This window comes from Nocardia pseudovaccinii NBRC 100343 (assembly GCF_001613225.1).
Lineage (GTDB): Bacteria > Actinomycetota > Actinomycetes > Mycobacteriales > Mycobacteriaceae > Nocardia > Nocardia pseudovaccinii.
Genome location: NZ_BDBY01000091.1, coordinates 1 through 12,956, shown reverse-complemented (window position 1 = coordinate 12,956; position 12,956 = coordinate 1). Strand labels below are relative to the sequence as shown.

12 protein-coding genes and 1 pseudogene are annotated in these 12,956 nt (G+C 65.1%); 4 read left to right on the top strand and 9 right to left on the bottom strand.

The annotated features are described in order from the left end of the window. Window positions 1-15 precede the first annotated feature (15 nt). The gene (locus NP3_RS10005) at window positions 16-699 is read left to right on the top strand and encodes a TetR/AcrR family transcriptional regulator (protein ID WP_063039986.1); all 684 of its coding nucleotides are present in this window, start codon (window positions 16-18) and stop codon (window positions 697-699) included. Window positions 700-825: 126 nt separating this feature from the next. Here NP3_RS10005 and NP3_RS10000 read toward each other — a convergent pair whose 3' ends face one another. Both NP3_RS10000 and NP3_RS09995 read right to left on the bottom strand, forming a co-directional pair. Further along, window positions 826-1,755: a hypothetical protein gene (locus tag NP3_RS10000; protein ID WP_063039982.1), complete on the bottom strand. Its 930-nt coding sequence runs from the start codon at window positions 1,753-1,755 to the stop codon at window positions 826-828. Further along, the gene (locus tag NP3_RS09995; protein WP_084508408.1) at window positions 1,756-2,064 is read right to left on the bottom strand and encodes a hypothetical protein; all 309 of its coding nucleotides are present in this window, start codon (window positions 2,062-2,064) and stop codon (window positions 1,756-1,758) included. A gap of 188 nt (window positions 2,065-2,252) precedes the next feature. Here NP3_RS09995 and NP3_RS09990 point away from each other — a divergent pair, with 188 nt between their 5' ends. The 3 genes and pseudogenes from NP3_RS09990 to NP3_RS09975 all read left to right on the top strand — a co-directional run. Then, a complete protein-coding gene (locus tag NP3_RS09990) occupies window positions 2,253-5,828 on the top strand; it encodes a CHAT domain-containing protein (RefSeq protein WP_169814473.1) in 3,576 nt (1,191 codons plus the stop codon). A gap of 1,245 nt (window positions 5,829-7,073) precedes the next feature. Then, a complete protein-coding gene (locus NP3_RS50335; protein WP_245720875.1) occupies window positions 7,074-7,637 on the top strand; it encodes a hypothetical protein in 564 nt (187 codons plus the stop codon). A 150-nt stretch (window positions 7,638-7,787) separates the two neighbouring features. Next, window positions 7,788-8,275 (top strand): annotated as a pseudogene (locus tag NP3_RS09975) (transposase); the annotation flags it as partial. A gap of 273 nt (window positions 8,276-8,548) precedes the next feature. On the opposite strand, the gene NP3_RS09965 reads toward NP3_RS09975, so the two are convergent. The 7 genes from NP3_RS09965 to NP3_RS47800 form a co-directional block, all read right to left on the bottom strand. Further along, window positions 8,549-8,770: a hypothetical protein gene (locus NP3_RS09965; protein WP_218024832.1), complete on the bottom strand. Its 222-nt coding sequence runs from the start codon at window positions 8,768-8,770 to the stop codon at window positions 8,549-8,551. Beyond that, entirely contained in the window at window positions 8,767-8,970 is a 204-nt protein-coding gene (locus NP3_RS51425; protein ID WP_063039970.1) for an AAA family ATPase, read from the bottom strand. The genes NP3_RS09965 and NP3_RS51425 overlap by 4 nt, the downstream gene beginning before the upstream one ends. Next, on the bottom strand, window positions 8,967-9,113 hold the full coding sequence (locus tag NP3_RS51420; RefSeq protein ID WP_281197354.1) for an AAA family ATPase: 147 nt from the start codon (window positions 9,111-9,113) through the stop codon (window positions 8,967-8,969). Before NP3_RS51420 ends, NP3_RS51425 begins: the two co-directional genes overlap by 4 nt. Beyond that, window positions 9,110-9,499, bottom strand: a complete 390-nt coding sequence (locus NP3_RS51115) for an AAA family ATPase (RefSeq protein WP_063039968.1) — start codon at window positions 9,497-9,499, stop codon at window positions 9,110-9,112. Before NP3_RS51115 ends, NP3_RS51420 begins: the two co-directional genes overlap by 4 nt. A 73-nt stretch (window positions 9,500-9,572) precedes the next feature. Then, complete coding sequence (locus tag NP3_RS09950) at window positions 9,573-10,982, bottom strand: cytochrome P450 (protein ID WP_063039966.1); 1,410 nt, start codon at window positions 10,980-10,982, stop codon at window positions 9,573-9,575. Continuing rightward, window positions 10,979-12,061 (bottom strand): MAB_1171c family putative transporter, encoded by a 1,083-nt coding sequence (locus NP3_RS09945; RefSeq protein WP_307677257.1) that lies wholly within the window; start codon window positions 12,059-12,061, stop codon window positions 10,979-10,981. The genes NP3_RS09950 and NP3_RS09945 overlap by 4 nt, the downstream gene beginning before the upstream one ends. After that, window positions 11,955-12,644 carry a hypothetical protein gene (locus NP3_RS47800; RefSeq protein ID WP_157124230.1) on the bottom strand — a complete coding sequence of 230 codons (690 nt, stop codon included), beginning with the start codon at window positions 12,642-12,644 and terminating at the stop codon, window positions 11,955-11,957. The genes NP3_RS09945 and NP3_RS47800 overlap by 107 nt, the downstream gene beginning before the upstream one ends. Window positions 12,645-12,956: the final 312 nt, after the last annotated feature.

Below are 12,956 nucleotides of genomic sequence, written 5' to 3'. Positions count from 1 at the left end.
CCCCGGCCGAGATCGCTGCCTTGCCCGGACGGAAACGCCGGTTCGGCTGGGGCGTCGCCCCGCAAGGAACCCATCACGGTCACTCGGATCACCGATGCGGCACTGGAGGTCGTCGCCACCGAGGGGTACGACGCGCTGACCATCCGCCGGGTCGCCGCGGTGCTCGACACCGGGCCTTCATCGCTGTATGCGCACATCGTCAACAAGGACGATATCGACGATCTACTGGTCGGCAGGCTCAGCGCCGAAATCGTGCTGCCCGAACCGGATCCGGCCGAATGGCGCGGTCAGCTCCTCGACGTGTTCAGCCAGATCCGCGACCAATACCTGAAATACCCCGGGGTCTCGCGCGCCGCACTGGCCATGGTCCCCACCAACCTCGAGGCACTGCGGGTCCGAGAGGGATTGTTCGCGATCGCGCTCGCGGGCGGAATCGAACCCCGCACCGCCGCATGGGCATTGGACGCGATCTCCCTCTACGTCAGCGCCTACGCCCTGGAGCAGTCGCTGGTCTTGCAGCGGCGCGAACACCCGGATCAGGAGTGGGTCGTCAGCCGCGAGGAGCTGATGCGCCGGTACACCGCCGACAGCTTCCCTCAGACCCGGCGCTATGCCGCCGAACTCACCTCCGGCACCGGGCCCGACCGCTTCGCATTCACCCTCGCGCTGATCCTGGACAACCTTTGCCCGTCGGCCTGACGCGTCGAGGTCACCTATTCCTGCCGGTCCAGGGAGGAACATCGACGCCCCCGAACGCACTACTTTGCCGCGACCAGGGTGGTCAGCCGAGTGGCGGATGCGCAATATTCGAACCTGCGATATCGCTCAGTCGGCGGACGGACGTCGGCTGCCGAGGTGACGGGTGAGGACGTGGCCGAGGTGCGGGGTGAGGGGGCCCGTGTGATCGATGCCGAGTTGGGTGGCGAGATAAACAGCGTTCAGCCGCGTCGCGGTCTCGAGGAGAGTGGCGTAGGCGTCCGTTGCGGTGTGAATTCGATGCCGTGCCGTTGCTGCGGCAACGACGCCTACCAGGGCGGCAGGCCACCACCAGACCGTCAGGACCGAATACAGGACCGACCAGGCGGCAAGCGTGGTGGCCCGCGCCAAAGCCGTTCGGGCGTCGGTGATTTGGTCGCGGATGGAATCCGGAAGGATCAGCCAGACCGACGGCCATACGGTGGCGAGGTCGAGGTGATGGTCGCGGTCGAGCCGAACAGCTGCGGCATGTACTCGATCACCGCTCCAGGTCGGCCGTTCCGGCCGCTCCACCGCGACTCGGGTCCGGGTGCGGGCTGCGCGATGCCGGAGTGCGGAATCCGGCCGGTCTGCGGGATCGGGTGCCAGCATCTTCCGGAATTCTCGGTTGTAAATGGTCTCGGCGGTGTCCCAGCGTCGCTTGCGCCGAGCAACCGACCACCGAGCCAGTTGCCGAACCGGCCGTGGCCAGGTGTCCCATTCCACGGCCAGTGCGACGTGTTCGACAAAGGTCCCGACGGTCTGCGCGACGAGCCCGACCGCAGCTGCACCGGCCAAGATCGCTACCAGCAGCACAACTTCCCCACCCGTGGCGGTAACAGTGGGGTTTTTGGCGTAGGAGGTGATCTTGTGTGCGAGCAGACCCACATCCAGCGCATGACCGTGCCCCAGGGTGAGTGCGGCACCGGCGACAGCGAGATAGAAGGCACCGGGCAGCACCAGCAGCGACAACCATTTCTCGGCGAGCTTCTTGGCGAGTTCGCTCCATAACCCGCCCATTCAGGAAAGCCGCTCTCGCAACAGCTCTCGCCCTGTGAGGGCACATCGTGGTGGATCGTCGTGGACCTCGTCGGCGGCACGGCCCGCGCAACGTGCGAGCGGACAGCGGTAGACGACCTCGAGGCGGTGTACACCGATTGCTGCGGCGCTGCGGTGATGCCCGTACAGCCCGCGCGCATCGCCCCTGGCCTGCAGCGCGGCGTGGACCGCATCAAGCGCGGCACCGACATTGGAGGTGGTACTGGAGTGCACGATGGCGAGTAGATGGTGCAGCGGCGTGCCGGTATCGGTCCCGTCATCGCCCAGCACGCTGCGAATATCCTCCAGATGCCCACACAGATATGCCAATCCGGCGGCGACCCGCCCAGCATCTTGTGGCGATGGCTGCAACCAAAACCCCCTGGGAATACGAGCAAATCCGGCAGACGCCGCGCCCCCGGCCGTCGGGCACAGGGTTTGATCATATCGTCGGAAAAGGTTGTGCTGCAGGTCATCGGATGACTAGCGTTGACCCCTCCGGGGAGGGTGAATGCGGCGTGGTAGATCGTGAGCAGGGTGGCGGCACCGGAGGATCCGACTTCTTCACCGCCGCCAAGGATCTGTGGCAGCGTATGCGCGCCTGCACAGCCATCGGCCGAACCGATATCGATCCATTCGGCCCCCTGGACGCCTTGCGAGATCGTCTGAATCGGGCGAAGACCGTTGCCGAACTGGACGATGCGATCGGTGTGGGTCGCCAGCTTGTCGCAGACACCCCGGCCGACCATCCCGCATTTCCCGGCAGCCAGTATCACCTGGCCAGGGCACTGATATTCCGGTTCAGCCAGACGAAGGCGCTGGCCGATCTGGACGAGGCCATCCTGCTCGGTCGCCGCACGCTGGCTATCATCCCGACCGACATCCCCTTCCGCGCCGACCTGCTCGTATCCCTCGGGAGCAGCCTGCAAACCCGGTTCGAGCACACGGGAACTATGGCCGATCTCGACGACGCAATCCGGCTGACTCAGGAAGCGGTCACGCGCACACTCGACGGCGATCCAAACCTCGCCGACAGGATGGACAGACTCGGTGCCGCCCTACTGGGCCGATTCGGGCGGACGGAGAAACTCTCCGACCTCGACGACGCGATCGCGCTGGGACACCGCGCTGTGGCGGCAACGGCCCCGGATGCTCCCGCCCGCTGTGTGCGGCTGATGCACCTCGGCGCGGCGTACGCGGACCGGTACGCGCGGACGGGAACAGTGACCGACCTGGACGAGGCCATCCGGCTTGGTGAGCAGACCTTGTCCGCTATCCCCGCAACGCTTCCCGACAGTGTGCGGACCGGAATCCAGCACACCCTGGGACTGAGCGTGCAGACCCGCTTCGAGCGCACAGGCCTCCGTGCCGACGCCGATGAAGCGATTCGGCTTGTGCGACAGGCGGTGACCGATACCCCCGCCGACGATCCGGGCCGTGCTGAGTCCATGAACACACTCCGTCGGGCGCTGCTGAATCGGTTCGAGCGGACAGGAACTATGTCCGATTTGGACGAGGCGGTCGAATTGGGACGACAAGTAGTCGTGGCGACACCGGCAGACCACCCCGATCATGTCCGGAACCTGGCCGGCCTCGGGATCACGCTGCGAACCCACTTCGAGCGAACCGGGAACCTGGCCGATCTGGACGAGGCGATCCGAGTCGGCCGGGAGGCGGTCGCGGCCACGATCGCAGACGATCCGGACTATCCCGAACGGGCGAGCAGCCTCGGCCGCGCGCTGGTCGATCGGTTCGATAGAACGGGTTCTATGACGGATCTGGACGAAGCCATCCGAATGGCTCGACGGGCCGTTACCGGAACATCGGGAGATAGCAGCACCCGAGCGGGCCGACTGACAACCCTTGGGACAGCGCTGCGGAATCGATTCGAGCGCACGGGAACACGGTCGGATCTGGACGAGGCCATCGCCAGTCTGCAGGACGCTGTGGCCCTCGCCCCGCCCGACTACCGCGCAAAGACCATCTTGCTGATGAATCTTGGAAACGCCCTATGGCACCGATTCGAGCAGACAACGGCGACAACCGATCTGGAGGCGACGATCGGTTTGTTCCGGCAGGCCGTCGCCGCGACACCTGCCGATCACCCCGCCCTGCCGGCAATGCTGGCCAACCTCGGACGCGCCACCCGGGCTCGCTTCGAACAGACGAAAACTCCGGCAGATCTCGACGAGGCCATCGTTACTCTCCGGCAGGCCGCGAGCACCACACCTGCCGATCACCCCGACCGTGCCCATCGGCTGATCGGTCTCGGAGCTGCCTTGATGATGCGGTTCTGGCGAACGGATGCGGCGACCGACCGGGAAGAGGCCACGGCAGCCTTTCTGGACGCGGAGCGGTTCGAGGTGGCACCGCCATCGGCCCGAATCCTGGCGGGCCGCGCTGCCGCCGACCTGGTCGCGGCAACGCAACCAGACCGGGCGGCCGAGCTGATCGAGCGCGCGATCCGATTGCTTCCCGAGATCGCACCACGGCAGTTGGAACGGTCCGATCAGCAGTACGCGATCGGCGAATGGGGCGGGTTCGCCGCCGACGCCGCGGCACTGATTTTACGGAATCCCGCTGTGCCCGAGAATAACCGGGCGGATCTGGCGCTGCGCCTGCTGGAAGCCGGCCGGGCCATACTGCTGAGCCAGACGGTCCAGGTCCGCGCAGACCTCACCGACCTCATGGACCAGCATCCGGATCTGGCTGGTGACTTCGTCCGGCTGCGAGGGCATCTCAATCGATCAGACGGCACCCGTTTTCCGGCCGGATCCGACGACCCGACTTCGGACCGGCACCAACTGGCACGCGAATTCGAAGCTGTACTCACCCGAATCCGGACGCAACCCGGATTCGACACATTCGCCCTGCCACCGTCCACCGAACAATTGGTCGCGCAGGCCATCCGCGGGCCGGTGGTGGTGTTCAGCATCGGCCACTACCGCAGCGACGCGCTCCTGCTCACCGCCGACGGAACCTCCTGCCAGCCGTTGCCCGCCCTGTCCCCGGAGACGGTACGAGACCGAACTCGCACCTTCCGCGAGGCGCTGCACACCGCCGCACACGGCACCACCGGGCCGGAACGGCAAGCCGCACAACGACAGTTGAGCGGTATCCTGGAATGGTTGTGGGACAACGCAACCGGTCCCATTCTGAATGCGCTGGGCTATCATCGGCCGATCGCGCCCGGTCAGTTCGGACCACGGGTATGGTGGGCGCCCGGCGGAATGCTGGGCCAACTGCCGATTCACGCAGCCGGTTATCACGCTCACTCACCCCGATCCGAGGCGGCAACGGTCATGGATCGCGTCGTTTCTTCCTACACACCCACTGTCGCTGCCCTCGGCTACGCGCGCCGACGCACACCCACTACCGACCCGGTCATGCCCGAACAGGCTCTCGTCGTGGCCATGCCCACCACCCCGGGAATCGAGGGGCGGCTGCATTATGTGCTCGACGAGGCTCACCTGGTTGCCACTCACCTGCCGGGAGCGACTGTGCTCACCGAGCCAGACGTCGCGAACGACATCGGCGCCCCGGCAACCCTGCCCGCCGAACACACGCTCCCGACAACGGCCAGCGTGCTGGATCTCCTGCCGGATTGTGCCATCGTGCATTTCGCTTGTCATGGAGCCACCGACCCCGATGATCCTTCGCGCAGCCACCTGCTGTTACACGATCACGCCACGACGCCGCTCACCGTCGCCGCGCTCGCCCCGGTCCATCTCGACCACGCACGGTTGGCATACCTGTCGGCCTGCGACACTTCCTCCAGCACCGACACCCAACTGGTCGACGAGTCCATCCACCTCGCTTCCGCATTCCAACTCGCCGGATACCCGCACGTCATCGGCACTTTGTGGACAATCGACGACGACCTCGCCATCCGCATCGCCGACGCCTTCTACACGGCCTTGCGTACTGCGCCCGACGCGACAGCGGTCGATGTCAGCCGCGCGCCCTACGCGCTGCATCACGCTATCCGGACGGCGCGCGACACCTTTCCGGCCACCCCATCGCTCTGGGCCGCTTACCTCCATACTGGAGCGTGAGCTACCCGGCGATGCCGATCACCACCACTGACCTCACAATTACCAACTCGGACAACGCATTCCGGTTACGACCGACACCCCACACTGTGATTCTGCTTCCTCGCGGTTCGCCAGCGCCCACGCACTGTGTCCGACAATCAACGGCCTGACGTCGTAAACCCGGCCGCGCACAGGGACATGGACGCACTGTCATGCCGCATATCGGTCGTTCGGGAACGCGAAGGGTTCGCCCGACAGCGCAATAACCTGTTCCACTTCTGTTTCGCTGTCGGTGGTCACTGGCAACGCGGTGGTCCCGCAACGGTGGCAAACGACACGGGCGGGGCCGGTTTGTGGGGTATGGGATGGAAGTATTTGTGCCGCAAGAACTATCAGATCACTGGTGGCGGTATTCGCGCCGCGCACCCGTCAAGGGAATAGGGAACAGTTGTTGTTGATCGGCGGATCTATCGTGGGCGTCATCGTCGTGCTGGTGTTGCTTGGTATCGCGGCCGCGGCTCTGGATCCAGGGGGCCGCGCGGAGCGGCGCGACCGGGTCGATTCCGATGTGCACGAGCATGTTCGACGGCAGTCTCAGTGGCCGAGAACTGATCATCTGCACCGTCGATGACCCCATAGGCTGTCCGGCTGCGGTTGTGCCGCTGCCAGATTCGACCGTCTGCAACAATGCCCACGCGTGCCGTGTACTCGGTGGACGCGCGGATCGGCGCAGCGTCACGCTGCGGTCCGGGCACGCACCGCCCGCGCGGCATCAAACCAAACCCGAGTTTTGTTGCGCCCGTGCCGAGTTGCAGTTCATCCCCGACCAGCAACGTGCCCGCGGCGGCTCGGCATCCGGCCCGCACCTGCTTGGGGTTCGTGATGGTCGAGGTAGCGGCACATGCGACAGTTCGTGTCGGTGACCAAGGGGCCCGTGACCACAATGCAGGCGATCCACCGCCAGAACCACACGATCGGTAGGTCGCGGATTCGATGAATCAGTACAGCCCTCCCGACTTCCGTCTCGGACGTTCAAGCACATTCCCCCGGCAATCCGAGCAGGCAGGACCACACGTCGGCCAAACTTGTTGTAGCGCTTCATTGCCCGTGGAACGATTTCATGAGTGAAGATCAGCGAGCGACTCGGGTTCCTATAGCGCTAACGTTGCCGTGGCGTGCCGTGAACAGGATGCTTCCCCGCCTCGCGCGCAGGGGCAATAAGTGCTCGCGGCGCAGTCTCGATCCGTCAATCGCACAAAGGATTCCATGCCCATCGAACCAGACGAACGCCTTGGCATACGCGGGCAATCCAAGGCTGTGGTACGCGCCCTGACCACCAGCGTTGTCAGTGTGTTCGCACTGATAGTCGTCGTCGTGCTCATCTCAAAGGCGCTCGGCCTCGGTGAGGAAGAGTCGGAATCGACTGCGGCGACTACAACGAGCAGCTCAGCGCCTACCGCTCAGCAAACCACACCGGCCGCTGCGCCGGTTTCCCTGTCAGATCCGCGATGCGCACCGGCTTCGGAAAATGTCGTCGCGCAGGTGCAAGCGGGCCTGACCATGGATGGCTACCGGTTCACCAATGCCACGGTGATCATTGACGGTCGTCTCACGTTCTTCGGCGCGACGACAGTCGACGCATCTGGACAGATGCAAGAGCGTTCGGACGTGTGGATCCTGCGCGACCACGTCGTGTTCGCCTCCACCGGTGGCGCACGGAGCAACTCGCAATTCCCGAAAGCCTCGTCGTCACCGCTGAGTATTTCGCCGGGAGACGAGCGGGTGCGAGCTGTGGATGCCTGTGTAGTGGATGCAACGCGCGGAAGCTGATGTACCTCTTGGGCGCGACGAATCGGGAGAGCTCGCAGCGATCCCGGCCGGGCCACAAGCTGATCCTCGCGGACCAGAATCTCCCGACTCACCCCGGCCGCACGGGTGGTGCCGATCGTCTGAGCCACCATCCGCCCTGCACCCTTGTCGGCGAATGTGCTTGCCTCGCTGCCGAAATCGGCGCACCCGGGCGCGCTCGCGGCGATGAAGGGCAACTACATGGCCGAGGATATCGGCAACGCGCAACTGGCGGTGAAGGCGTTCGAGATCGACTACGGCGCAAAGTGTCCGACGGCGGTCGCCAAGATCACCGGCGACGTGGACGTGCTGCTCGAGTTCTTCGAATATCCGGCCGAGCACTGGATCCACTCGAGAACACAAATCCGATCGGGTTGACTTTCGCTTCCGTGCGGCTAGGGACCAAAGGCCCGGGTTCACGTGCGGCCGGAATCGCCATGGCCTACAAGCTGATCGAGGCAGCACAGGCCCGCTGGCGAAAGGTCAACGCACCCGAACTCGTCGCACTCGTCCGCGTCGGCGCGCTGTTCCACAAGGGCAAGCTGCTCGAACGCCCCCGTTACATCACCCCCACGCCGTCAACCAGCCCCGCAGACCGCACCCGAACGGGAGTCGCCTGAAATAGCCGACCTACAGACTTCCGATATCTCTCGGCGACCGGCCGCTACCGTGTGGCCCGTGACCGATTACGGACGGCGCCCGCTGCCTTTTCTCGATGTCGACGGACCGCTGCTCCCGTTCGGCGTAGATACGCGACCCGAACCACGCAGCCGCTTCGAACGCGGTCACCTCGTCGAACGCCCCAAGACTCACGCAGCTTGAACCACCTCAACCGACCGCTCCCGATCGATCTGTTCCTGGGCGAGACGGGCCAGGAGGTCGGCTTCCGTGCGTTATTCGGGTGTGGAAGGCGGTGGTTGCTCGCGGGCATAGCCGTGCCAATAGGCCGCGATCTTCGTGGTCTGTCGCACTACGCGGTCCGGCTCGGGCGGGGCGGGCCAGAACTGCAGGAGGTAACGGTCCAGCAGTGGCTCATCGTCGAGTCTGGTGTCCTTCTGCCGTGCCTGGTCCATGCCCTGCGCGCAATACCGCACCCGGTAGTCGATCTCTTTCAAGTCCAGTTCCCAGGAGGCCTCGCCTGCCCACTGCGTGTGGTGGCGTGGCTGCCGGAGTGGATGCGTCGGTGGTCGAGATAGAAGCCGAGTGCGGCGGGATCGCCTTCGCGCAGAAGCAGACTGGCGGATGCTTCGGCGGGGGATGTGAAGCGGACGACGTGGTCGAGGGTGAGGTTGTGGGTGTTGGTGGCGTCGTTCATGTCGGTGTGGGCGCGTCGGCTTCGATCGAGGGCAGCTGCTCGGGATCACCGAGGCAGCGGATCGTCGCATCTCGAGACGCCAGAAACTGCAGCAGGCGAAGGCGTTTGAGGTTTCCGACTTTGGCGTGTCCGTCGATGATCACCAATGTGTTCTGGTCGATCTGCAATACCCATTGCGGCAGCGACGGCGGTAACCGGTCCCGGGGTTCGGGGGTGGGGTGTGGTGTGTGAGGACGTCGAGGAGTTCGTCGATGGCCTCGACGCGTGCGCTGATCGACTCGCCCAGCACGGATGCGGCCGCGGCGGTGGGAGCGAGTCCGAGGACGGTGCCGCCGCTGGCGTGCCAGGCGTCGGTGAGCACGCGCATGGCTGTTGTCTTCCCGGAACCGGCGGGTGCGTCGACGGTGCGTACGCGCAGATCTGAGGTGGCGAAGCCCTCGACGACCGCGATCTGACCGGCGTTGAGTGGGCGGTCCGGGTTCGCGTTGTTATATGCATGGACCGCTTGCGCGACGATCGGTTTCGGCAATGGGCTGCAGCCGACCTCCAGTGACTGCCGAGCCCTTATCCCGCAGTCTCGACAAGCGGCAGCGCAACCGGTGCTAGCCACGCCGGGAAAGCTCGAGCTGCAACCCTTCCGGCTTCAGAGTGATCGTTTCCTTGACCCGCAGCTGATAACCCGGGTCCGGTGTCAGATCGAAATTCCGCAGAATCGTCGCGAGGACCAACTGAAGCTCGTGGTAGGCGAACTGACGGCCGATGCACCCTCGCAGCCCGACCCCGAACGGCCTGTAGAGCTCGGGGTGGCGGGCTTTGACTCGCTCTGGAAGGAACCGATCCGGGTCGAACGCCTCGGGATCACCGCCCCACGATGGATGTCGATGCAGTTGCAGCAGCACCACGAACACCCATTCACCCTTTTCGAATGGGAAGCGACCGGCGAGCATGGTGTCGTTCTTGGCTTTGCGGAAGTAGCCCGGCGCGGTCGGCCACAGCCGCAGCGACTCGTCGACGATGCGCCGGACCAGCCGCAACTTGCCGACTTGCTCGTAGGTCAGCTCGTCGCCGGTCCAGACCTCGGCGATCTCGCGGCGCGCCTGCTCGGCGATCTCCGGCGAGCGTGACAGGTAGTGCAGTGCGAACGCCAGCACACCCGCCGACGTTTCATGTCCGGCCGCGAGGAACGTCAGGATCTGTCGACGAATGTTCTTCGCGTCCAAGCGCTCACCGGTTTCCGGGTCCGCGACCGTGAGCATTCGGTCGAGCAGATCACCGTGCCCGCCCGCGCCATCGCGCTGGCGCTGCGCGATTACCGCATCGACCTCGGCGTTGACGAACCGCAGGTCCGCAAGGTGCTGGGCCCGCTGCTGCCGGAACACGGTGCGTTCCACGAGTGGATGTGAGTAGGCGGACCGGTTGACGTAGGTGAGGATGCGCAGCATGGCGGCCACCAACGGATGCTCGTCGGTGCGGGTGAACGAACCGAACTCGTATCCGAACCCGGCCCGGCCGATCACCTCCAGCGCCACCTTGTTCGTGTCGCTCGGCACGTCGACCCACTGCCCGGCGCGCGCGGCCCAGTACTCGACCAGCTCGTTCGCGCATGCCTGCATGGTCGCGTGGTAGCCACGCATCGACGCAGCGGTGAAACTCGGCGCCAGGATCTCGTGCGCCTTACGCCAGTTCGGTTCGCTATTGTGCGCGGTGAACAGCCCATCTCCGGCCACGGACCGCAAGGTGCCGATCGGAACCCCGAGGAACTTCGCCCACAGCTTGTCGTCGTTGATCTCGGTCAACAAGTCCGGGTCGGAGACATATGTCACGCGGGCGCCGAAGATGTTGCGCTCGTAGATCCCCCCGTACTGCTGCGCACCACGCATCCCCCACTGACTGCTGTCGGTGACGTGCAGATCCCACACATCGCCCAAGATCGGCAGGCGGAACGGAGGGTGAGGTAACTCCCGGTCACCGGCCCGAATCCGCCTCTCGGTCGAGGAGTTGGTCGTGGTCATGTCGCTCCATCCAGTTGGCGGCTGTCGAGGTGGGTCTGTGCCGAGTTCCAATGCCGCGCGATACGCCGCAGGGTACGGGTTTCATCAATGATGTCGCGACCAGGCGCGGAGGCGTGCAACCGCACATACGATCCTGGTTCGGCACCACCGGCCTTGCGATGCAGGGCCCGCGCGATCTGCACCGCCTCGGCGACCGCCGCGGGCATATCAGCAGGCACAGGCGCGGCGAAACGGCCGAGCACGAGCAGCGCATCGCGAATTTCCACCGTCATGCGGTGCATACGCCGCCGCGGATTCATGTCCGGGTCGGAATGCGACAGGCGCGGAATCTCGACACACACCGTCACCAGATCACGCCACATCGGCGTCATCTGGCGCACGGTCCGCGATGCAGCATCGACACCCAGCCGTCGCGCGATCTCAGTGGCGACCCGGGCCCCCGCAGCCAGCGACCCCAACCCGACCATGTACACGAAGTTGTTCTCATTCGCGCGGAAACGAAAGTCCACGAACGCATGTCCTGTGCCGGTCGCGGCGCACACGGCGCTGACGAAGATCGACAACGCTTCCTCCAGCGCCCACCCGCCGACAAGCACGATCAGGGCGTAAGTGAGCTTGTGGGAGGGCCGTAGCTGACCTGCCCGCAGCTCGCGCACGCTAGCCGACACGATCAGAACACCCGTTGCCGCGCACCAGATCGAGAAGAACGCGAAGTACGCGACCGTCTGCCAACCCTCGGTTCGGTCGATGTACTGCCCGAGAGCACGAGCGTGCGATCCGAGCAGCAGCATCAGCACCATCGACACCACCGCCGCGCACCACACTGTCAGGCTCATCCGCCGATAGCTCGCCGATGCCTGCTCGGACCACCGCTGCGACCACGAGCCCGCCAGCACGATCAGCGGCGCAAACGTCAGCACGATGAACGTCGTGCCGAGCTGTCGGGTGAACCCCACGCTGAGAAGTCCAGTCTCAGCGAGCGCGTTCTGCACCGTGCGTTCGCGCAGCAACGCGGCGACAACCGCGGAAATCAGGGCATAAGTCACCTGACGCTCGCTCGGCCGCGAACGATCGTGCAACAGAACCAATCGCAGAACGGCCGCCGCCGCGCCGAAGCCGATGATCAACCACGCGATCGACGGTGGTGCCGAAGAGGTCACCCGTCACCACCCCAGAAAGAGCGCATCGGCCGCGACGCCCGCCAGCGCGAGACCCCGGACAGCAACAAATCACCGAACTGTTCTGCCTCGTCCTCCTGTGCTCGTCGAGGAACTCACTACGACCGAGCACACGGCGGATCAGCGCCGGATCGAGATTCGGCATAATCCGCTGAACACCGGCCAAACCAGCTACGCCGACATCGTGATCAAGCATCATGTGACCGACCTCATGCGCGATGATCTGGTCGATATGAAAGTCGGTCGTACCCGCGTCGAAGGCGATCACGTCGGCATCTGTGCAGTCCAGCCACAGCCCGCACGGTGTCACCCGTCCCGAATCCAATGTTCCTGACAGCAGTGTCGAATCAACCGGCATGAGCTCGATCGACCGCCCGCGCCACTCCGCCAGCGCGTCCAGGAATGCGGTCCGGTTCCACGGCGACGGCACCAGCCGCATCACGATCTCTCGCGCCGCCATCACCCGCTGAGTCGAGTCATCCATCAGAACCACCCCCTGACCGAGCCCTTTCGAGTATTCACACTGGACTTTACAGCGAACACCCGATCGTCCCGGAGCCGCCGAGCACTGCTGCAGCCACCTCGAGCAATTCGGGCAGTGTCGCGGTAAGAGGCGCGCCTGCACGGCGAAAGCGGCCTCGCCAGCTGCGGTTTCGATAGCGAGCACCCCGCAGTTCCCTCCAGGATCTTGCGGTGTGTTTCGTCGAGGTGGTGGCCATACTCACCGCAGGCATCGCCGAGTGTTTGGCATGCATCGGCCAACGCGGTGAAGTCCGCTTGTCGGGTCTGGCAGAGC

Bases quoted from the DNA above. Each gene is read 5' to 3' on its own strand.
- NP3_RS10000 (WP_063039982.1), bottom strand. From the start codon at position 1,755: ATGGGCGGGTTATGGAGCGAACTCGCCAAGAAGCTCGCCGAGAAATGG.
- NP3_RS09950 (WP_063039966.1), bottom strand. From the start codon at position 10,982: ATGACCACGACCAACTCCTCGACCGAGAGGCGGATTCGGGCCGGTGAC.
- NP3_RS51425 (WP_063039970.1), bottom strand. From the start codon at position 8,970: ATGAACGACGCCACCAACACCCACAACCTCACCCTCGACCACGTCGTC.
- NP3_RS09990 (WP_169814473.1), top strand. From the start codon at position 2,253: ATGACTAGCGTTGACCCCTCCGGGGAGGGTGAATGCGGCGTGGTAGAT.
- NP3_RS47800 (WP_157124230.1), bottom strand. From the start codon at position 12,644: ATGGATGACTCGACTCAGCGGGTGATGGCGGCGCGAGAGATCGTGATG.
- NP3_RS50335 (WP_245720875.1), top strand. From the start codon at position 7,074: ATGCCCATCGAACCAGACGAACGCCTTGGCATACGCGGGCAATCCAAG.